The sequence below is a fragment of the Pseudomonas sp. MDT1-17 genome (assembly GCF_054898105.1).
Map to the genome: position 1 here is coordinate 944,343 of NZ_JBUBVM010000001.1, position 20,503 is coordinate 964,845.

Genomic DNA, 20,503 nt, shown 5'->3' on the forward strand with positions numbered 1-20,503 from the left:
CCGAGCCGTTAGCTGGGTTTTTGTTCGGCCCATTTTGGCGGTACCGAAGGTTGCCAGGCGTCCAGTGCATCAAGCAGGGTTTGCGGCGATTCGCTCACTTGCAGCATGTCACGGTGCGGTTCGCGAACGAAGCCTTCGCCGACGATATGATCGAGAAAAGCCGTCAATTTGCTGTAGAAACCGTTCACTTCCAGCAGCCCCAGCGGTTTGCCGTGGTAACCGAGCTGGCCCCAGGTCCAGACTTCGAACAGTTCTTCCAACGTGCCCAGGCCGCCGGGCAGGGCGATAAAGGCGTCACTGAGCTCGGCCATCCGCGCCTTGCGCGCGTGCATGCCGTCGACCACTTCCAGGCGAGTCAGGCCGCTGTGCCCGATTTCTTTATCTTTGAGGCTTTGCGGAATGATCCCGATCACTTCACCACCGGCAGCCAGCGCAGCATCGGCGACGATTCCCATCAGCCCCACGGCACCGCCGCCATACACCAGGGTCAGCTTGCGCTCGGCCAATGCTCGCCCCAGGGCGACAGCCGCTTCACGATAAGCCGGGTTGGTGCCGGTGCTGGCACCGCAAAATACACAAACGGACGCTAAAGACATGCCTTACTCCATGGTCAGTATGGCCACAGAGTAAAGGCAGGCACCCGGCGTTCCAAGGTCTAAACTTCGCGTTTGGGTGTTTCATAAGTACCGCTGGCGCCACAAGCGTAGGCGGCGAGCAAACTGCACAACAGGCTATTAAGGGACATGACAGACGCTCCGGATGAGTGATGACGACCAGATGATAGGGCCGCCCCAGACGTCTGGCTGGTAGATTGTTTCGATAGGTGTCATAGCCCGAAAGTTGTATACAATTTTTGATTCAGGTCATAGGAACTTGCGCAGATTTCAGGCAGTCTTCTGTCCATTCGCAGTTTTATTAACCCTGCCTTGGAGATTCACCATGTTTGCCAAACTTGTTGCGGTATCCCTGTTGACACTGGCCAGCAGCCAACTGATGGCTGCCGAGTGCAAAGTCACCGTTGACTCCACTGATCAGATGTCTTTCGGCACGAAGGCCATTGAAATCGACAAGAGCTGCAAGACGTTCACCGTTGAGTTGACCCACTCCGGCAACCTGCCGAAAAACGTCATGGGCCATAACTGGGTGCTGAGCAAAGAAGCTGATATGCAGCCAATCGCCACCGATGGCCTGGCGGCAGGCATCGAAAAGAGTTACTTGAAAGAAGGTGATGCGCGCGTCATCGCTCACACCAAAATCATCGGCGCCAAGGAAACCGACTCGGTGACCTTCGACGTGTCGAAGCTCGATGCTAACGAGAAATACGGCTTCTTCTGCTCGTTCCCTGGCCACATCTCGATGATGAAAGGCACGGTTACCCTGAAGTAATCGAATTGCGCACACAAAAAAGCGTCCGCTTGGGACGCTTTTTTTGTGCCTGACATTTGACCGAGTCATCGTTCTTCGCGAGCAGGCTCGCTCCCACAAGGACAGCGTTGTTCATGTGGGAGCGAGCCTGCTCGCGAAGGCGTCGGTACAGACGCCAACTTACTTACGGTGCGAACGGCATCACGCGCTTGTGATGAGTCTTTTTGTACGTGTCACAGATGATCTTGAACGCTTCCTCGCGCACCTGCTCGCCGTGCAGAAACGCGTCGATCTCGGCGTAGGTCACGCCGTGGGACGCTTCGTCCGGCTTGCCAGGCGACAGGTCTTCAAGGTCGGCTGTCGGGATTTTTTCCACCAGCGACTCCGGTGCGCCGAAGCTGCGGGCGATGTCCCGGACCTGGTTTTTCACCAGACCGCTCAGTGGCGCCAGGTCGCAAGCGCCATCACCGAATTTGGTGAAGAAGCCCATCACTGCTTCCGCCGCGTGGTCGGTGCCGATCACCAGGCCGTGGGCCGCGCCGGCGATGGTGTATTGGGCGACCATGCGCATCCGCGCCTTGGTGTTGCCAAGCACGAAATCCACCGAGACCGCATGCTTGCCTTCAAAGGCCGCTACTTCGCTCGCCAGGGCTTTGACCGCCGGGCCGATGTTCACGGTGTGGCGCTCATCCGGGGCGATGAAATCCACCGAGGCCTGGGCGTCGTGTTCGTCGAACTGGGTTTCGTACGGCAGGCGCACGGCGATGAACGTGTAGCTGTTGTCGCCTGTGCGCGTGCGCAGTTCGCGCATGGCACGCTGGGCCAGCAGGCCGGCGGTCAGGGAATCGACGCCGCCGCTGATGCCGAGTACCAGGGTCTTGAGCCCGGAATTGACCAGGCAATCCTGGATGAAGGTAATCCGCCGGGCGACTTCAGCCTCGAGGGCGGCCAGGTCGGCGAACGGCGGCTGGACCTTGAGCTGTTCAGCAATCTCACGCTGTTCGGCTTGCATGAATTCACTCCTTGCTAGAAATGCTGGATGTACTGGAAAGGGCGGCAGGTACTTTGAAAACGTGTCGCAAATAGGCGACGAAATTCGGGTCTTTGCAGTGAGTCTTGCCAGGCTCATCGGAAATCTTGGCTACGGGCTGGCCGTTGCAGGCGGCCATTTTAAGCACGATGCTCATCGGTTCGACACCCGGAATATCACACGTCAGGTTGGTGCCGATGCCAAAGCTGACATTGATCCGACCGCGCAATGCCCGAAAAATCTCCAGGGACTTGGGCAGCGTCAGGCTGTCGGAGAACACCAGCGTCTTGCTCATTGGGTCGATGCCCAGCTTGTGATAGTGAGCGATGGCCTTTTCCGCCCAGAGCACCGGATCACCGGAATCATGACGCAAGCCGTCAAAGAGCTTGGCGAAGTACAGGTCGAAATCGCTGAGAAAGGCATCCGTGGTAATGCAGTCGGTGAGGGCGATCCCCAATAGGCCGCGGTACTCGCGGACCCAGCAATCGAGGGCGGCAATCTGACTGTCGATCAGCCGGGGGCCGAGTTGCTGGTGGGCCATGATCCATTCGTGGGCCATGGTGCCCAACGGCTTCATGTCCAGCTCCCGTGAAAGGTGCACGTTGCTGGTGCCGACGAAGCGTCCGGGGAAATCGTGCTTGAGCACGCTCACCACTTCTTCCTGCACGCGGTACGAGAATCGACGGCGAGTTCCGAAATCGGCTACCTGCAATTCGGACAATTCGTCTGCGCTGGCGTTGGCAGTCAACCAGTCGAACTTGCGATAGAGCTGCTCGCGCGCCTGTTCCAGCACGACCTCACGATAGCGATAGCGGTTGCGCACCTCGCTGACGATGGACAACAGCGGCACTTCGAACAGGATCACGTGCAGCCATGGCCCACGCAGACGGATGAACAGCTCGCCGTTTTCGATACCGGTGTGGACGTAGCGCAGATTGAAGCGGAACAACCCGAGGAAACGCAGGAAGTCCGGCTTCATGAAGCTGATGCGCTCCATGAAACTCAACTGGTCGGCGCTCAGGCTCAACTCGGCGAGGCGTTCGATCTGGAAACGAATCTCCGCCAGGTACGGGCGCAAATCTTCGCTGTTACGGCAACGAAATTCCCATTCGACTTCCACGTTCGGGTAATTGTGCAGCACCGCCTGCATCATCGTCAGTTTGTAGAAGTCGGTGTCGAGCAGGTTCTGCACGATGCGATCGCCAAACACGCTCTCGCTCATAACGGGGATCTCCAGGCTGGCCGCGGCCCGTGGCGGCGACGTTGCAGCTGTTTCAATGAATGGGCTAGTGGCGCATATCAGAGGTGGGGATTGCCAGCGTTTTTTACATCCGCGGTGGATTAGTCCCACGTTGCATCTTTCGACCTTCCTATAGCTCAGCCCATGAGGCTCATCCGTTATCGAGTGTCGCCTCAAGAGCCGCTTGAATGACCAGCGCAAGGCTCTCCCAACTTTTTAAATAGCCATCCAGGTGTGAGTGGCGAGGAATAAGCCCTGTTTCAATTGCTTTTATCATTGCGGCTTTGAGCATTTCATTAGTCGCTGATCTGGCCATGTTTTACAGTCCTTTAAATGTTATTTGGTCCAGTGCGTCGACACCGTCCTGTAGCAGTAAATAGGCTGGAAGTATCAGGCGAAAAAAGTCGGCATCAACAGTATGTTTTACTGTTACGGACGTCAGTGCCTCTAAAAGACTCGTGGCGGCGCGTATTCTGAAACAGGCATCTTCAAACAGCAGGTTAGGTGCGGCATGCGAGTCTATATAGAAAGTTGGAGTGTTGGATGCGTTGGCTTTAAGAGGCTGATAGCGATTCACAGATGAACTCCTTGAGCGCGCTCAGGTTGTGAGGGCGCGAGTGCTTGTTTTTATTTGGATGATGTTGCTTGTGCATTGCTTTGCTGCTGAACCATCGCAGAAGAGAAATGGTTCAGAGTTTATTCGGGATTTAGACGGCCTGAGTTTTAGTTTGGGCCCGATCCGCACATACAGGATTCTTTGGTGTGATAGGAGTGGTTATCGCGGGCCATGCCCTCAAATCGAGATCCAGATCGCTGAACTTGCTTGAGTCAAAAATGGGAGTTTTAATGCCCGCGCGAAGTTGTTCATCGTAGTCGCCCAGAATTCGCATACACACTTTGAATAGCAGTGTCATCGCTATAAGGTTGACCAAGGCCAAAAACGTCATGGTGATGTCGGCAAACGCGAGAACAGTGGAGAGGTCTTCAACCGAACCCCAGAACACCAGCACTAATACTAATGCGCGGTACGCGATTAATGTTTTTCGGGGGGCAGCAATCATGAATCGCAGGCTGTTTTCTCCCAGATAGTAGTTGTAGAGCATTGCTGTGAACACAAACAGGGCAAGTACCACGCTGATAAACATTCGTCCCCAATCACCCACCACCTCGGCGAGCGAGTTTTGTGCCAGTGCAATACCGTCGCCCTCGAAACCGGGTGTGTAGAAACCTGAAAGCAGAATGAGTAACGCGGTACACGTGCAGATGATGAAGGTATCAATGAAGACACTGAATGCCTGCACCACACCTTGTGCTACCGGGTGGTCGATCTTTGCCACTGATGCAACATTGGGCGCGCTGCCCAGTCCAGCTTCATTGGAGAAAACCCCACGCCTCACGCCCATAATGATTGCGCTGCCGACTAGCCCACCAAAAGCCTGATCCATTCCGAACGCACTTTTGACAATGGTCATTAACATTGCCGGGACTTGGTCAAATTGCAGCACGATGACATAAGACGTCACGCCGATGTAAGCGAGGACCTTAAGGGGAACCAAAAGATCGGCGACCGCCGCTATCCGTTTTATACCGCCAATAAACACCATTCCCAGCATCAATGACAATGCGAGCCCGGACCAGGTGGTCGACAGACCAAATGCATCGTTTAGCGAGTGTGATACGGCATGGGATTCCAGGCCGTTAATAGCAAAGCCGAAGGTGACCAGAAGCAGGAGAGCGGCAATCGTTCCGAGCCAGCGTTTGCCCAGTCCATGCTGGATGTACCAGGACGGGCCTCCGCAATATAGGCCATTTCCGTCGCAGCGCTTATAGAGTTGGCCCAGTGCGCATTCGAAGAAGCTGCTCGACATACCCAAAAGAGCTGTCATCCACATCCAGAACACTGCACCAGGGCCGCCCATGCTCACGGCGATGCCGACACCCACAATATTGCCGGTTCCGACGCGACCGGCAAGGCTGAGCGTCAATGCCTGGAATGAACTCAAGTGATGATTGCCGGTATGCCAACTGCCGCGTAATACCGAAACCATATGGATGAAGTATCGGAGCTGGACAAATCTTGATCGGATTGTGAAGTAGCTTCCCAGTCCAAGCACTAACGGTATCAAAACCTTACCAGAGAGAAAGTCGTTGATGATGTCTAGCATTCAAAGCTCCTTGCTATTTAGAGTGCTGGCGGATTGAGGGTGTGGCGGGTTCTGAAGGCTTCAGGAACCGTAATATCCGGTCATTTGTTGTAATTTACAATTTCGCAAGTTGGTTAAAAGTGATGCTGATTGATGCTATGTTTGAGTCTTTGGGTACTATGGTTATGGGGTTGTATGCGTGATTTTCTTCCGGCTAACTTAAAACTGCTGTGTAGTCACTACCGATCCGTCGCGGAGGTCTGTAGGAGACTTCGTATTAATCGTGGGCAATTTAATAAATATTTATGCGGAAATAGCTTTCCCACACCGTTTAACCTTAAGCGGATCTGTGATTTTTTTGGGGTCGATGAGTTCGAGATAGGTTTGCCGACAGAGCAATTCATCATTCTTATTGGCGTTAAAGCGAGGGGAAATAGTCCTTCCAGCGAGATGACGGCACCGCAGCGGATGCTTGATCACCTTCGTCAACAATCTTCGTTACAGCTAAAAGCCTATATGGGTTACTACTATGAGTACTACCATGCAATGACAGAGCCCGGTTCCATTCTGTGTTCCCTGGTGCATATACACGAGAAAGGACAGCATTTCGTGTACGAACGAAATGAACGCTTACAGATAGCTGGGGCGGACGGGGAGTTTGAGCGATATCGATACATGGGGGTTGCCTACTACCTACAGGATCGCTTGTTCCTGATTGATTATGAATCGCTGACGTCCAACGAGATTAGCCAAACCATTCTTATCCCGAGCTTCAAAAGCTGTATTACTCGACTCAATGGCTTGAAGATGGGCGTTTCTGCAGCTGACCATCGTACTCCTGCGTGTTCGAGGGTTGTTTGGGAGTATCTCGGGCAGGAGATCAATCGAATCAATGCTTATCGCAGGGTGCGGCTGTACAGCATGGATGATCCAGCCATTGATGATGATCTGCGCGGGCGCCTCGCCCAAACTAAGGTCGTCGATGGCCTCTTTGTTATTGCGTGACGCCATGATGAGCCTGAAAAACCGGGGTTGCCGGTTTTTGGGGCCGCTTCGCAGCCCAACGGGGCGGTGCGGCATTCCGGCAAGCCCCTTCGCCACAAATGTCATTTGCCATAGTTGATGTGTAAGGTTTCAACTGCGCATCGCATCCGGATTGTCGATCTGCTCCAGCATCCACTTCACAAAATCCCGCACTTTCGGCACTTCCGCCGAATGCTCTGGATACGCCAGGTAATAGGCATCGGTGCTGGGCATCGCGTGCTGCCAGGGTATGACCAGTTTGCCGTCGGCCAATTCCTCTTCCACCAGAAATCGTGGCAACAGCGCCACTCCACAGCCGACCTGGGCTGCGCGGATGCACATATAAAAGGTTTCGAAACGCGGGCCGTGGTAGCTGTGTTCGGTGTGGTAGCCCTGACTGTCGAACCAGTCATGCCAGGCCTGGGGGCGGGAGGCGTTTTGCAGCAGGACCAGGTCGGTGAGTTGCGTAGGATCGGTGAACGGCGTATCCGGCAGGCTGCCCGGTGCGCAGACCGGCACCAGCTCTTCGCCGAACAGCTTCAGGCACTCAGTGCCGGGTCGAGAGCCCTGGCCGAAGTAGAACGCGAGGTCGCTGCGACCTTGCAGCAGATCGTCGGCTTCGTGCTCGCTGCACAAGTCCAAATGGATCGAGGGATGGCGTAGACGCCAACCCTTCAAGCGCGGCACTAGCCAGCGAGCGCCGAAAGTTGGAGGCGTCGAGACGCGCAGGACTTCGGTTTCACCGCCGTAGGAGCGCAGGTAGTGAGTCGACATCTCGACCTGTGTGAGGATTTTTCGTACCTCCACCAGGTACAAATCACCGGCCGGGGTCATTTGCAGGCGTCGACGCACCCGGCGGAACAGCAGGTGCTGCAACAATTCTTCGAGTTGCGCGACCTGCTTACTGACGGCGCTCTGGGTCAGGTTCAGCTCTTCGGCGGCCCGGGTGAAGCTCAAATGCCGGGTCACTGCCTCGAAACACTGCAGTGCGGTGATCGACGGCAGGTAGCGTTTATTCAGCATCGGTTGTCCTTTTTCTTGTTTCTTTCTTATCAGTAATTCGCAGCATGAATAAACGGAATGATATCTCTCTTAAAGGTCGTTTGTTGGGTAACCTCCGGAGCGCTAAAACTACAGGTCTGATCAGTCGATATTTTCCGACTGCACACATTCTGTTTTTCGCTTGAGGAGTGACCCATGGTTGCCGCATTGCTTGATCGTCTTGGTGTGAACCCGGCCCTGTACCAGAACGGCAAAGTGCCGGTGCATTCGCCGATCGATGGCAGCCAGATTGCCGCCGTGAACTGGGAAGGCGCCGCTGAAGTCGAGCAGCACATCAGTCGTGCAGATCATGCGTTCGAACTGTGGCGCAAGGTCCCGGCGCCGCGCCGTGGTGAACTGGTACGCCAACTGGGCGATATCCTGCGTGAATACAAGGCCGACCTCGGCGAGCTGGTGTCCTGGGAAGCCGGCAAGATCACTCAGGAAGGTCTGGGTGAAGTTCAGGAAATGATCGACATCTGCGATTTCGCCGTCGGTCTGTCCCGTCAGCTGTACGGTTTGACCATCGCTTCCGAGCGCCCTGGCCACCACATGCGTGAAACCTGGCACCCGCTGGGCGTCGTCGGTGTTATCAGCGCCTTCAACTTCCCGGTGGCGGTCTGGGCCTGGAACGCCGCGCTGGCGCTGGTCTGCGGCAACCCGGTGATCTGGAAACCGTCGGAGAAAACCCCGCTGACCGCACTGGCCTGCCAGGCACTGTTTGACCGCGTACTGAAGAACTTCAGCGACGCGCCGCCACACCTGAGCCAAGTCATCATCGGCGGCCGCGATGCCGGCGAAGCCCTGGTCGATGACCCGCGTGTCGCGCTGATCAGCGCTACCGGCAGCACCCGCATGGGGCGCGAAGTGGCGCCGAAAATCGCCGCACGTTTCGCTCGCAGCATTCTGGAACTGGGCGGTAACAACGCAATGATCCTCGGCCCAAGCGCCGACCTGGACATGGCCGTACGGGCCATCCTGTTCAGCGCCGTCGGCACCGCCGGTCAGCGTTGCACCACGTTGCGTCGCCTGATTGCCCATGAATCGGTGAAAGAAGAAATCGTCACCCGCCTGAAAGCCGCTTACTCCAAAGTGCGCATCGGCAACCCGCTGGAAGGCAATCTGATCGGTCCGCTGATCGACAAGCACAGCTTCGAAAACATGCAGGACGCGCTGGAGCAGGCCCTGAGCGAAGGCGGCCGGGTGTTCGGCGGCAAGCGCCAACTGGAAGACAAATTCCCTAACGCTTATTACGTTTCGCCGGCCATCGTTGAAATGCCGGAGCAGAGTGATGTGGTCTGCAGCGAAACCTTCGCGCCCATTCTGTACGTGGTCGGTTACAAGGATTTCGACGAGGCCTTGCGCCTGAACAACGCCGTGCCACAAGGCTTGTCGTCGTGCATTTTCACCACTGACGTGCGTGAAGCCGAGCAGTTCATGTCGGACGTGGGCAGCGACTGCGGCATCGCCAACGTCAACATCGGCCCGAGCGGCGCGGAAATCGGCGGGGCGTTTGGCGGTGAGAAAGAAACGGGCGGCGGTCGTGAATCCGGCTCCGATGCATGGCGCGGCTACATGCGCCGTCAGACAAACACCGTGAACTATTCGCTGGAGTTGCCGTTGGCTCAGGGCATTACGTTCGACTGATAGAAAAGTGGTGTGCCTGAAAAGATCGCAGCCTTCGGCAGCTCCTACGGGATTGTGTCTGGCTGCGGTTTTGTAGGAGCTGCCGCAGGCTGCGATCTTTAAGCGGCCTCTGCACAACGAAGGTAAGTTAGGTTTCTGATTGGAGTCTGGCAATGCCGTTACGCGAAGAGTGTCTGTGGGAAAAGCTGACGCCGCAAAGGCCTGACAACGTGGCGCTCAAGGGCGAGGTGACGGTGGATGTCTGCGTCATCGGCGCCGGTTTCACTGGTCTGTCGGCGGCGGTGCATCTGCTGGAGCAGGGCAAAAGTGTCTGCGTACTGGAAGCCCATCGTGCGGGTCATGGCGGCTCCGGGCGCAACGTCGGTCTGGTGAATGCCGGAATGTGGATTCCACCGGACGAAATCGAACAAGGTTTCGGCGAAGCGGTCGGCAGTCAGCTCAATCGCATGCTCGGTGCGGCACCGTCCCTGGTGTTCAGCCTGGTCGACAAATACAACATCGATTGCCAACTACGCCGCGAAGGCACGCTGCACATGGCGCACAACGCCCGTGGCGAAGCGGACTTGCGCAGTCGTGAGGAACAATGGAAGCGCCGTGGCGCGCCGGTCGAACTGCTGACCGGTCAAGCCTGCGAGCAAGCAACGGGCACCCAAAAGATTGCCGCTGCGCTGCTCGATCGACGTGCTGGCACGATCAACCCCATGGCTTACACGACGGGGCTGGCCAAAGCGGCCATCGGGCTCGGCGGTCAGTTGTTCGATCATTCCCCGGTGACCCGACTCGAACGTCAGGGCCAGCGCTGGTCGGTACAAACCGCTCAGGGTTCGGTGCTTGCCGAGCAAGTCGTGATTGCCTCGAATGCTTACACCGAAGGTGACTGGACAGAGTTGCGGCGCAACTTTTTCCCCGGTTATTACTATCAAGTGGCCTCGGTCCCGCTGACCGAAGAGGCGGCGCAGCAAATTCTCCCCGGTGGCCAAGGCTCCTGGGACACCCGTCAGGTCCTCAGCAGTATTCGTCGAGATAAAGACGGTCGATTGCTGCTCGGCAGTCTCGGTAATGGTAATCAGAAGCCGACCTGGTTCCTCAAGGCTTGGGCCGACCGGGTTCAGCAGCACTATTTCCCTTACCTCAAACCGGTGGAATGGGAGTGCACCTGGACCGGTTGTATTGCCTTCACCCCCGATCATTTGATGCGTTTGTTCGAGCCGGCGCCCGGTTTAGTGGCAGTCACCGGTTACAACGGTCGGGGCGTCACGACCGGCACTGTGGTCGGCAAAGCCTTTGCCGATTATCTGTGCAACGGAAATCCTCAAGCACTGCCGATTCCTTTTGCACCCATGCAGCCATTGGCCGGCGTGGGATTGCGCAGCTGTTTGTACGAGGCCGGATTCTCGCTGTATCACGCAGGCCAGTGCTTGCGGATCGTTATTTGATTGTTGAAATTTGTTGCTGGAAGCGGCGCTTTTTCGCGCAGCGACTAGCCTGTAAAAGGTGCGGGTTGTAGCAGTTCCGCACCAGCAGTGTGCACTTCGGTGACGCACGTTGTTACAGGCTGGTTGCACGTCGTTTGGCGCCGCGGTTGCAATGATGGCGCGCTCGGGTTGCGCCTTTAAAAATAAATGGTTTCACCTTCCGCGGTTTAGACGGTTGCACGCCCAATGAAAATGGGATCGAAACAGTCGAAATAACAATAAAGCAGCGACTTTTTTCAGAATAAAAAACCGATGGCACGGCCCTTGCTCTGAGCATTCAGTGAAGTCGCAGTGCCAACTAAAAAAAAACCTTGGAGCACCACCTCATGTCCCAGACGTTTTACAAGAAAGGCTTTTTGGCCCTCGCAGTGGCAACTGCGTTGGGTGTGTCTGCGTTTGCACAGGCTGATGTGAAAATCGGTGTGGCGGGACCTATGACAGGCGCCAACGCGGCATTTGGCGAGCAGTACATGAAGGGTGCACAGGCGGCGGCCGATGCGATCAACGCAGCGGGCGGCGTAAACGGGGAAAAAATCGTACTGGTCAAGGGCGATGACGCCTGCGAACCGAAACAGGCTGTGACGGTCGCCAAGGACCTGACCAACCAGAAAGTCGCTGGCGTAGTCGGTCACTTCTGCTCCTCCTCGACGATCCCGGCTTCGGAGATCTACGACGAAGCGGGCATCATCGCGATCACTCCAGGTTCCACCAACCCGGCAGTTACCGAGCGCGGCCTGAGTGCCATGTTCCGTATGTGCGGGCGTGACGACCAGCAAGGCATCGTGGCCGGTGACTACATCGTCGACGTGCTCAAAGGCAAGAAAGTCGTGGTTCTGCACGACAAAGACACCTACGGCCAAGGTCTGGCGGACGCCACCAAGGCTCAACTGGTCAAGCGCGGCGTAACGCCGGTGTTGTACGAAGGCCTGACCCGTGGCGAGAAAGACTTCAGCACCATCGTAACCAAAATCCGCGGCGCTGGCGCCGACGTCGTCTACTTTGGCGGTCTGCACCCGGAAGCGGGTCCTCTGGTTCGTCAACTTCGTGAGCAAGGCCTCAAAGACGTCAAGTTCATGTCCGATGACGGCATCGTGACCGATGAACTGGTGACCACCGCTGGTGGCCCGCAATTCGTCGACGGCGTACTGATGACCTTCGGCGCTGACCCGCGCATGCTGCCAGACAGCAAGACCGTGGTAGACGCGTTCCGTAAAGCCGGTACCGAGCCTGAAGGCTACACCTTGTACGCCTACGCTTCGGTTCAGACACTGGCTGCTGCCTTCAATGGCGCCAAGTCCAACAAAGGCGAAGAAGCTGCCAAATGGCTGAAAGCCAACACGGTCAAAACCGTGATGGGCGAGAAGGCCTGGGATTCCAAGGGCGACCTGAAAGTCTCCGACTACGTGGTTTACCAGTGGGACAAGGACGGCAAATACCACCAACTGGAAAAACAGAAGTGATATGAACTGCTGATTGCCTGGCGCCTTGTGCGCCGGGCAATCAAACAACATGTCCGTGCAGTACCTGTCTTTTCTCGTAGAGCTGCACACAACCGTGTACGCCGGCGGCTGAACCCCGGTCCGTCGTACCCGGCTTCTGTGCAGTCTCTCAAATGCGTGAGATTGCGTTATGGATGGTATTTTCCTGCAGCAACTGGTCAACGGCCTGACCCTCGGGTCGGTCTATGGCCTGATCGCCATCGGCTACACAATGGTCTATGGCATCATCGGCATGATCAACTTCGCCCATGGCGAGGTTTACATGATCTCTGCTTACCTCGCGGCGATCAGTCTGGCTCTGCTGGCATACTTCGGTATTGAATCCTTCCCTCTGCTGATGCTTGGCACACTGATCTTTACCATCATCGTCACGGCGGTGTATGGCTGGGTCATCGAACGGGTTGCCTATAAACCCCTGCGTAACTCCACCCGACTGGCACCGCTGATCAGCGCCATCGGGATTTCGCTGATCCTGCAAAACTATGCACAGATCGCCCAGGGCGCGAAGCAACAAGGGGTTCCGACCTTGCTCACGGGTGCCTGGCGCGTCGAAATCGGTACAGGTTTTGTGCAGTTGACCTACACCAAGATCTTCATTCTGATCGCAGCGTTTGCCGGGATGGCCCTGCTGACCTACGTCATCAAGTACACCAAGCTCGGCCGCATGTGCCGCGCTACCCAGCAAGATCGCAAGATGGCCTCGATTCTGGGGATCAACACCGATCGGGTGATTTCCTACGTGTTCATCATCGGTGCAGCGATGGCGGCCCTGGCCGGCGTGCTGATCACCATGAACTACGGCACGTTCGACTTCTACGCCGGCTTCATCATCGGGATCAAAGCGTTCACCGCAGCGGTACTCGGCGGGATTGGCTCGCTACCCGGTGCGATGCTAGGCGGGATCATTCTCGGGATTTCCGAGTCGTTGTTCTCAGGTCTGGTGAACTCGGACTACAAAGACGTTTTCAGCTTCTCGCTGCTCGTTCTCGTTCTGGTCTTTCGGCCCCAAGGCCTGCTCGGCCGTCCTCTTGTGTCGAAGGTGTAAGCGATGTCTTCAACCACTAAAAAAACCATTGATCTCAAAAGAAGCCTGGTTGACGCGATTCTTGCCGGCCTTGTCGCCCTGATTGTGTTCGGCCCGATTGTCGGCGTGGTCCTCGATGGCTATGGCTTCAACCTGGAAACGACCCGTGTGGCGGCGATTGTCGCCATCGTCATGGCGGGCCGCTTCGCCCTGAGCCTGTTCCTGCAAACCCCCAAGGGCCTGAGAATTCTCGAAGGCTTTGAAAGCACCGGTTCCGGGGTGCATGTATTGCCGCCTGACTACAAATCCCGGTTGCGCTGGATCATTCCGGTGTTGATCGTCGTAGCCGTGGTGTTCCCGTTTTTCTCCAACTCCTACCTGCTGGGCGTGGTCATCCTCGGGCTGATCTACGTGCTGCTGGGCCTGGGGCTGAACATCGTGGTCGGTCTGGCCGGTCTGCTCGACCTGGGTTACGTGGCGTTCTACGCCATCGGTGCTTATGGGTTGGCGCTCGGTTACCAATACCTTGGCTTGGGCTTCTGGACGGTGCTGCCGCTGGCGGCGATCATCGCTGGCCTTGCCGGCTGCATTCTCGGTTTTCCGGTGTTGCGCCTGCACGGTGACTACCTGGCAATCGTGACCCTGGGCTTCGGTGAAATCATCCGGTTGATCCTCAATAACTGGCTGTCCCTGACCGGTGGCCCGAATGGTATGGCCGCTCCGTTGCCAACCTTCTTCGGCATCGAGTTCGGCAAAAGGGCTAAAGAGGGTGGGGTGCCGTTTCATGAGTTTTTCGGCATCGCCTATAACCCGGACGTGAAGTACTTCTTCATCTACGCGGTGTTGTTCCTGGTGGTGCTGGCTGTGCTGTACATCAAGCACCGCTTGACCCGCATGCCGGTCGGTCGCGCCTGGGAAGCCTTGCGTGAAGACGAAATCGCTTGCCGCTCCATGGGCCTGAACCACGTATTGGTCAAACTCTCGGCGTTCACCATCGGTGCATCGACCGCCGGTTTGGCGGGTGTGTTCTTCGCCACCTATCAAGGCTTCGTCAACCCGACCTCGTTCACCTTTTTCGAATCAGCCCTGATCCTCGCCATCGTCGTACTCGGCGGCATGGGCTCGACCATCGGCGTGGTGATTGCGGCATTTGTGCTGACCGTCGCCCCGGAACTGCTGCGTGGCTTCGCGGAATATCGCGTACTGCTGTTCGGCATCCTGATGGTGTTGATGATGATCTGGCGACCGCGCGGCCTGATTCGGATCAGCCGTACCGGTGTGACACCGCGTAAAGGAGTAGCGCCATGAGCGAAGTCGTACTCTCGGTAGAGAAGCTGATGATGCACTTCGGTGGCATCAAGGCGTTGAGCGATGTCAGCCTGAAGGTGCACCGCAATTCGATTTTCGCCCTGATCGGCCCCAACGGCGCCGGCAAGACCACGGTGTTCAACTGTCTGACCGGGTTCTACAAAGCCTCCGGCGGCAAAATCGAACTCAACATTCGCGGCGAGGAGACCAATGTCATCAAGCTGCTGGGTGAATCGTTCAAACCGACCGATTTCGTCTCGCCGAAATCTTTCGCCAGCCGGATGTACTACAAAATGTTCGGCGGCACCCATCTGGTGAACCGGGCCGGCCTGGCGCGGACGTTCCAGAACATTCGCCTGTTCAAGGAAATGTCGGTGCTGGAAAACCTGCTGGTGGCCCAACACATGTGGGTCAACCGCAACCTGCTGGCCGGTATCCTCAACACCAAGGGCTACCGCAAGGCCGAAAGCGATGCGTTGGACCACGCCTTCTACTGGCTGGAAGTCGTCGACCTGGTGGACTGCGCCAACCGTCTGGCCGGTGAACTGTCCTACGGCCAGCAACGCCGTCTGGAAATCGCCCGGGCCATGTGCACCCGGCCGCAGATCATCTGCCTCGACGAACCGGCCGCCGGCCTCAATCCTCAGGAAACCGAAGCGCTGAGCGCGATGATCCGGCTGCTGCGCGACGAGCACGATCTGACCGTGGTGCTGATCGAACACGACATGGGCATGGTAATGAGCATCTCTGACCACATTGTGGTGCTGGACCACGGCATCGTCATCGCCGAGGGCGGCCCCGACGATATACGCCGCGATCCGAAAGTGATTGCGGCCTATCTGGGCGCCGATGAAGAGGAAGTGGTGCTATGAGCCAACCCATCCTCGAACTCAAGGAGCTGGACGTGTTTTACGGGCCGATCCAGGCCCTGAAGAAAGTCTCGCTGTACATCAACGAAGGTGAAACCGTCAGCCTGATCGGCTCCAACGGTGCCGGCAAATCTACCCTGTTGATGTCGATCTTCGGCCAGCCTCGGGCGGCTGACGGGCAGATCATTTACCAGGGTGTGGATATCACTCACAAGTCATCCCACTACATCGCGTCCAACGGCATCGCTCAGTCGCCGGAAGGCCGGCGGGTGTTCCCCGACATGACCGTCGAGGAAAACCTGCTGATGGGCACTATTCCTATCGGTGACAAGTACGCCAAGGAAGACATGCAGCGCATGTTCGAGTTGTTCCCGCGACTCGAAGAACGGCGCAACCAACGGGCGATGACCATGTCCGGCGGCGAACAGCAAATGCTCGCCATCGCCCGTGCGCTGATGAGCCGGCCCAAATTGCTGTTGCTCGATGAGCCGAGCCTGGGATTGGCGCCGATCGTGGTGAAACAGATCTTCGCGACCCTGCGGGAACTCGCGAGTACCGGCATGACCATCTTCCTGGTGGAGCAGAACGCCAACCACGCCCTCAAACTGTCGGACCGGGCGTATGTGATGGTCAACGGCGAGATCCGCCTCACCGGCACCGGCAAGGAACTGCTGGTTAACGAGGAAGTGCGTAACGCCTATCTCGGCGGCCACTAAACTGCTGAGTGCATGAAAAACGCCCTGACGAATCCACGTCAGGGCGTTTTTTTATGCCGGTCGTAAAGGTTTTTTGAAATTGTGGAAAACAATATTTACAAGCTCTCAAAGCGCGACATAAAGCCGCTGCAAATAGTTGTTTTGTCACGGTTTTGACTTGTCCCCGTTTGCTGTGGAGCTGGCTGTGAATAACGTGGGAGTAGCTGGCTGAAAGCCTTTGAAACCGTGGCTTGCAGGGTTGTGGTTGTTTTTTGATCAGGCGTTTTTGCGGGACCGTAAGCAGGCTTTGTCAACCTTTTTGTTGGTGACGAAAGTAGGCTGAAACGGGCTGGAGCTGCCTGTGGATAAGTCTGTGGTTAAACTCTGGAAAGACTCGGCTGAAGGCCGTAGTTGCTGGCTTGGCGCCATCGTCGGTAGAGCCGGTGAATCGTGCAAAATGCCATGGGCAACACAGCCGGTGTTCCAGGGTCAAGCAAAAAAATTTCCAATGTGCCCGCAAAGCCTTGTACACAGCGGCTTACAGCTTTTCCACTTGCCCCCGGAAACTGTGGACCGGCCTGTGGATAAGGTGCGCGCACATGGCTGAAAGCCACGGCGTGTAAGGCGTGGCGAGGTTTGATTGTTTTTTGTACAGCTTCTACGGTAGTTGCCGCTGCGGGCAAGGCCGGGCATGCTGCCTTCTGATTTTCTATTCCAGTGGCTGCCGATCAGCCGAAGCGAGGAGAACACGATGTCCAACACCCTGTTTATTACCGGCGCGACCTCCGGTTTTGGTGAAGCCTGCGCCCGTCGTTTTGCCGAGGCTGGCTGGAAACTGGTGCTGACCGGCCGTCGTGAAGAGCGCCTCAATGCGCTGTGCGCAGAGTTGTCGAAGCAGACTGAGGTCCATGGTCTGGTGCTCGACGTGCGTGATCGCAAGGCCATGGAGGAGGCGATTGCCAACCTGCCGCCATCCTTCACCAAACTGCGCGGGCTGATCAACAACGCCGGCCTGGCCCTGGGCGTTGACCCGGCGCCCAAGTGCGACCTCGACGACTGGGACACCATGGTCGATACCAACATCAAAGGCCTGATGTACAGCACTCGTCTGTTATTGCCACGCCTGATCGCTCACGGTCGCGGCGCCGGCATCGTCAACCTTGGCTCCATCGCCGGTAACTACCCGTACCCGGGCAGCCACGTGTATGGCGCAAGCAAAGCGTTCGTCAAACAGTTCTCCCTGAACCTGCGCTGCGACCTTCAAGGTACGGGTGTGCGGGTCAGCAACATCGAGCCGGGGCTGTGCGAAAGCGAGTTCTCGCTGGTGCGTTTTGCCGGTGATCAGGAGCGTTACAACGCCACCTACGCCGGTGCCGAGCCGATTCAGCCGCAAGACATCGCGGACACCATTTTCTGGGTGCTCAATGCCCCGGCGCACATCAACATCAACAGCCTGGAACTGATGCCGGTGAGCCAGACGTGGAGCGGGTTTGCGATTGAGCGCAATGTCAAGGCTTAAGACCGCGTAACGGCAATTCGCGAGCAGGCTCGCTCCTACAGGGTCAGTGTGATCTTTGTGGGAGCGAGCCTGCTCGCGAAGGCAGTTTTTCAGTCAGCGAAGATACTCGGCCAACCCGCGATAGCAGGTTGCCAAGTGATAAGGCGTGGTTGATGGCATGTCCCGACGGCTCACCTCACCATTCTCATCACGGCACTCAAACCAGCCCCCGGCATGCAGAGAATGTTGCTGCAACGCCTGCAACTGGCGCAGCACTGCAGCCTCGCTGTCCGGACGCAAGGTCAGTGCCCGCAGGTACTCGGCTTGAGCCCAGATTCGTTGGGTGCCGTCCTTGGAACGGCCATCCAGATCGAGCATCGCCTGCACAGCACCTGTTTGTAGATCGACGCCCAGTTGTTCGGTCAGCGCAAACGCCTGGTCCAGTGACCGGTGCAGCGCCGAACCGCGCTGCAATGGCGAAGATTCCAGCAGGAAATACCACTCGAACTGATGCCCCGGTTCAAACCAGTTATCCACAGCTCCCAGCGGTTTCTCCATCAACACACCGTGTTGCGGGTCGATAAAACGCTTCTGCATGGATGTGCATAACTCGACGAGTGCGTCTTGCACGGCGACGTCTTCTCGCACCGAAAGCGTGGCAAGAAAGGCTTCGGCCAAGTGCATCAAAGGATTTTGCAGCGGTCCGGACTTGAGCGAGGACCCGTCACGGTCGAGGCTGGCTTCGTACAGGCCGTCGTCTGTGGCAAAGCGCTGTGCGACCACTTCCAGTGCGTCATTGAGCGCCGACTCCACCCGCGGCTCGCGTACTTTGTCCCAGTAATGGGCGCAGGCGAACAGGATGAAGGCGTGGGTGTAGAGGTCTTTGCGCTGATCCAGCGGCGCGCCCTGCGGGTCGATGCTGTAGAACCAGCCGCCATGCTCGGCATCGTGGAAATGCTGCTGCAAGGAACGGAACAGCGCTGCGGCGCGCTCTTCGGCGGCCGGTACCTGACCGATCAGGCTGGAAAACAGATAGAGCTGCCGCGCGCAGGCCATGGCCCGGTAGCGTTGGGGAGGTAGCGGTTGATGCTCGGCATCCAGCGCCTCATAGGGCAGCGCCATGTCGGCATTCCAGCCGGGGCCTTGCCAGAGTGGCACGATCACGTCCAGAAAGTGCTGTTGCACCGATGCAAACAGAGCGGTCAATTCAGGCTGGGAGGCGGAGCGGGAAACAGGCGGCATTGGCTGGCGTCGTCACGGCAGGGTTAGTTGCGCGACATGTTAGCAGGCCTGAGAGAAGCGGTGTCTGTCAGGCCGCCTTCGCGAGCAGGCTCGCTCCCACAGTGGAGTTGTGTACACAGGGCAAATGTGGGAGCGAGCCTGCTCGCGATGAGGCCGGAACAGGCGATAGAAATCAGCCCGCCAGCAACCACGCGCCAGTCGCCGCCGAAGCTGCACCCGCCAGTCGAACCAATGGCGCCGCCGCTTGAGGCAACACCCGCACGACGGCGTAACCCAACCCATGCAACGCAGCCGTCGCCACCACAAACCCTGCGGCATACGCCCAGGGGCTAGACATGTCCGGCAACTCCAAGCCATGGGCCACGCCGTGGAACAGTGCAAACAACGCCGTCGCCAGTACCGCCAGGCTCAACGGCGGACGCACTGCATACGCCACCGCCAGCCCCAGCGCCAGCACCGACGCCGCAATCCCGCTTTCCAGCGCCGGCAGGTTCAGCCCTTCAAATCCCAGTAATCCGCCGATCAGCATGATGCCGACGAACGTGCACGGCAGCGCCCAGCGTGCAGTGCCTTTTTGCTGCGCCGCCCACAAACCGACCGCGACCATCGCCAGCAAGTGATCAAGGCCCCCAATCGGGTGACTGATGCCGGCGATCAAGCCGTTGTCGCCATGCCCGGGATGGGCGAAGGCGATGGCCGGGGTCAGCAGCAGGGCCATGGCGCCGAGAATGCGTTTAAGTGTCATGGATAAGCGTCCTTGTTGATAAAAGTTGATTGTGTTCACGCCGCTGTCAGCAAGCCCTGGCGTTCGATGAAGGTAATGATCTCTTCCAGTCCCAGACCGGTTTTCTGGTTGCTGAAAACAAATGGCTTGCCGTTGCGCATACGTTGGGTGTCGCTGTCCATCAACGCCAGCGACGCGCCCACCAGAGGCGCGAGGTCGACTTTGTTGATCACCAGCAGGTCTGATTTGCAGATGCCCGGCCCACCCTTGCGCGGCAGTTTGTCGCCGGCCGAGACGTCGATCACGTAAATGGTCAGGTCGGACAGTTCCGGGCTGAAGGTGGCGGAAAGATTGTCGCCACCGGACTCCACGAGGATCAGGTCCAGCCCCGGAAAGCGGCGGTTCAGTTGATCCACGGCTTCGAGGTTGATCGAGGCGTCTTCGCGAATCGCCGTGTGCGGGCAACCGCCGGTTTCTACACCGATGATTCGCTCCGGCGCCAGGGCTTCGTTGCGCACCAGAAAATCAGCGTCTTCGCGGGTGTAGATGTCGTTGGTGACCACCGCCAGGTTGTAGCGGTCGCGCAGCGCCAGGCACAGGGCCAACGTCAGGGCGGTTTTGCCGGAACCGACGGGGCCGCCGATGCCGATGCGCAGAGGTTGTGTGTTCATGTGATTCT

At 57.5% G+C, this 20,503-nt stretch carries 20 protein-coding genes; 10 read left to right on the top strand and 10 right to left on the bottom strand.

The annotated features are described in order from the left end of the window. Window positions 1-8: 8 nt before the first annotated feature. Window positions 9-596 (bottom strand): LOG family protein, encoded by a 588-nt coding sequence (locus tag ACYZTX_RS04120; protein ID WP_462033062.1) that lies wholly within the window; start codon window positions 594-596, stop codon window positions 9-11. Window positions 597-939: 343 nt separating this feature from the next. Here ACYZTX_RS04120 and azu point away from each other — a divergent pair, with 343 nt between their 5' ends. Beyond that, window positions 940-1,386 (top strand): azurin, encoded by a 447-nt coding sequence (azu, locus tag ACYZTX_RS04125; protein WP_462033063.1) that lies wholly within the window; start codon window positions 940-942, stop codon window positions 1,384-1,386. Window positions 1,387-1,549: 163 nt separating this feature from the next. Here azu and nadE read toward each other — a convergent pair whose 3' ends face one another. The 5 genes from nadE to ACYZTX_RS04150 all read right to left on the bottom strand — a co-directional run bounded on the left by nadE (window position 1,550) and on the right by ACYZTX_RS04150 (window position 5,800). Beyond that, entirely contained in the window at window positions 1,550-2,377 is an 828-nt protein-coding gene (gene nadE / locus ACYZTX_RS04130) for an ammonia-dependent NAD(+) synthetase (RefSeq protein WP_462033064.1), read from the bottom strand. A 4-nt stretch (window positions 2,378-2,381) separates the two neighbouring features. After that, a complete protein-coding gene (gene pncB / locus ACYZTX_RS04135; protein WP_462033065.1) occupies window positions 2,382-3,617 on the bottom strand; it encodes a nicotinate phosphoribosyltransferase in 1,236 nt (411 codons plus the stop codon). Between the two features lie 169 nt (window positions 3,618-3,786). Next, window positions 3,787-3,951, bottom strand: a complete 165-nt coding sequence (locus ACYZTX_RS04140) for a hypothetical protein (protein WP_462033066.1) — start codon at window positions 3,949-3,951, stop codon at window positions 3,787-3,789. 3 nt (window positions 3,952-3,954) lie between these two features. Then, on the bottom strand, window positions 3,955-4,212 hold the full coding sequence (locus ACYZTX_RS04145) for a hypothetical protein (RefSeq protein ID WP_462033067.1): 258 nt from the start codon (window positions 4,210-4,212) through the stop codon (window positions 3,955-3,957). Between the two features lie 130 nt (window positions 4,213-4,342). After that, the gene (locus ACYZTX_RS04150; RefSeq protein ID WP_462033068.1) at window positions 4,343-5,800 is read right to left on the bottom strand and encodes an alanine/glycine:cation symporter family protein; all 1,458 of its coding nucleotides are present in this window, start codon (window positions 5,798-5,800) and stop codon (window positions 4,343-4,345) included. Between the two features lie 174 nt (window positions 5,801-5,974). Here ACYZTX_RS04150 and ACYZTX_RS04155 point away from each other — a divergent pair, with 174 nt between their 5' ends. Next, on the top strand, window positions 5,975-6,784 hold the full coding sequence (locus tag ACYZTX_RS04155; protein ID WP_462033069.1) for a helix-turn-helix domain-containing protein: 810 nt from the start codon (window positions 5,975-5,977) through the stop codon (window positions 6,782-6,784). Window positions 6,785-6,913: 129 nt separating this feature from the next. Here the strand turns inward: ACYZTX_RS04155 and ACYZTX_RS04160 are convergent, their stop codons facing one another. Further along, on the bottom strand, window positions 6,914-7,825 hold the full coding sequence (locus tag ACYZTX_RS04160) for a LysR family transcriptional regulator (RefSeq protein WP_462033070.1): 912 nt from the start codon (window positions 7,823-7,825) through the stop codon (window positions 6,914-6,916). 174 nt (window positions 7,826-7,999) lie between these two features. Between ACYZTX_RS04160 and amaB the strand changes: the two genes are divergently transcribed. From amaB to ACYZTX_RS04200, 8 genes are all read left to right on the top strand, one after another. Next, window positions 8,000-9,490, top strand: coding sequence for an L-piperidine-6-carboxylate dehydrogenase (amaB, locus tag ACYZTX_RS04165; RefSeq protein ID WP_462033071.1), 1,491 nt, complete (start codon window positions 8,000-8,002; stop codon window positions 9,488-9,490). A 152-nt stretch (window positions 9,491-9,642) separates the two neighbouring features. Beyond that, entirely contained in the window at window positions 9,643-10,926 is a 1,284-nt protein-coding gene (amaA, locus tag ACYZTX_RS04170) for an L-pipecolate oxidase (protein WP_462033072.1), read from the top strand. A 365-nt stretch (window positions 10,927-11,291) separates the two neighbouring features. Further along, on the top strand, window positions 11,292-12,425 hold the full coding sequence (locus tag ACYZTX_RS04175) for an ABC transporter substrate-binding protein (RefSeq protein WP_462033073.1): 1,134 nt from the start codon (window positions 11,292-11,294) through the stop codon (window positions 12,423-12,425). A gap of 169 nt (window positions 12,426-12,594) precedes the next feature. Continuing rightward, window positions 12,595-13,509 (top strand): ABC transporter permease subunit, encoded by a 915-nt coding sequence (locus tag ACYZTX_RS04180; RefSeq protein WP_403142210.1) that lies wholly within the window; start codon window positions 12,595-12,597, stop codon window positions 13,507-13,509. 3 nt (window positions 13,510-13,512) lie between these two features. Further along, window positions 13,513-14,796, top strand: coding sequence for a high-affinity branched-chain amino acid ABC transporter permease LivM (livM, locus tag ACYZTX_RS04185; protein ID WP_462033074.1), 1,284 nt, complete (start codon window positions 13,513-13,515; stop codon window positions 14,794-14,796). Then, window positions 14,793-15,668, top strand: a complete 876-nt coding sequence (locus ACYZTX_RS04190; RefSeq protein ID WP_283189756.1) for an ABC transporter ATP-binding protein — start codon at window positions 14,793-14,795, stop codon at window positions 15,666-15,668. Before livM ends, ACYZTX_RS04190 begins: the two co-directional genes overlap by 4 nt. Then, window positions 15,665-16,381 carry an ABC transporter ATP-binding protein gene (locus ACYZTX_RS04195; RefSeq protein ID WP_462033075.1) on the top strand — a complete coding sequence of 239 codons (717 nt, stop codon included), beginning with the start codon at window positions 15,665-15,667 and terminating at the stop codon, window positions 16,379-16,381. Before ACYZTX_RS04190 ends, ACYZTX_RS04195 begins: the two co-directional genes overlap by 4 nt. A 730-nt stretch (window positions 16,382-17,111) precedes the next feature. After that, on the top strand, window positions 17,112-17,879 hold the full coding sequence (locus tag ACYZTX_RS04200; RefSeq protein WP_462033076.1) for an SDR family oxidoreductase: 768 nt from the start codon (window positions 17,112-17,114) through the stop codon (window positions 17,877-17,879). Between the two features lie 93 nt (window positions 17,880-17,972). Here ACYZTX_RS04200 and ACYZTX_RS04205 read toward each other — a convergent pair whose 3' ends face one another. The 3 genes from ACYZTX_RS04205 to ureG all read right to left on the bottom strand — a co-directional run bounded on the left by ACYZTX_RS04205 (window position 17,973) and on the right by ureG (window position 20,495). Continuing rightward, window positions 17,973-19,100 carry an AGE family epimerase/isomerase gene (locus ACYZTX_RS04205; protein WP_462033077.1) on the bottom strand — a complete coding sequence of 376 codons (1,128 nt, stop codon included), beginning with the start codon at window positions 19,098-19,100 and terminating at the stop codon, window positions 17,973-17,975. 172 nt (window positions 19,101-19,272) lie between these two features. Beyond that, complete coding sequence (locus ACYZTX_RS04210) at window positions 19,273-19,845, bottom strand: HupE/UreJ family protein (RefSeq protein WP_462033078.1); 573 nt, start codon at window positions 19,843-19,845, stop codon at window positions 19,273-19,275. A 35-nt stretch (window positions 19,846-19,880) separates the two neighbouring features. Then, window positions 19,881-20,495, bottom strand: coding sequence for an urease accessory protein UreG (gene ureG / locus ACYZTX_RS04215; RefSeq protein ID WP_282376725.1), 615 nt, complete (start codon window positions 20,493-20,495; stop codon window positions 19,881-19,883). Window positions 20,496-20,503 lie beyond the last annotated feature (8 nt).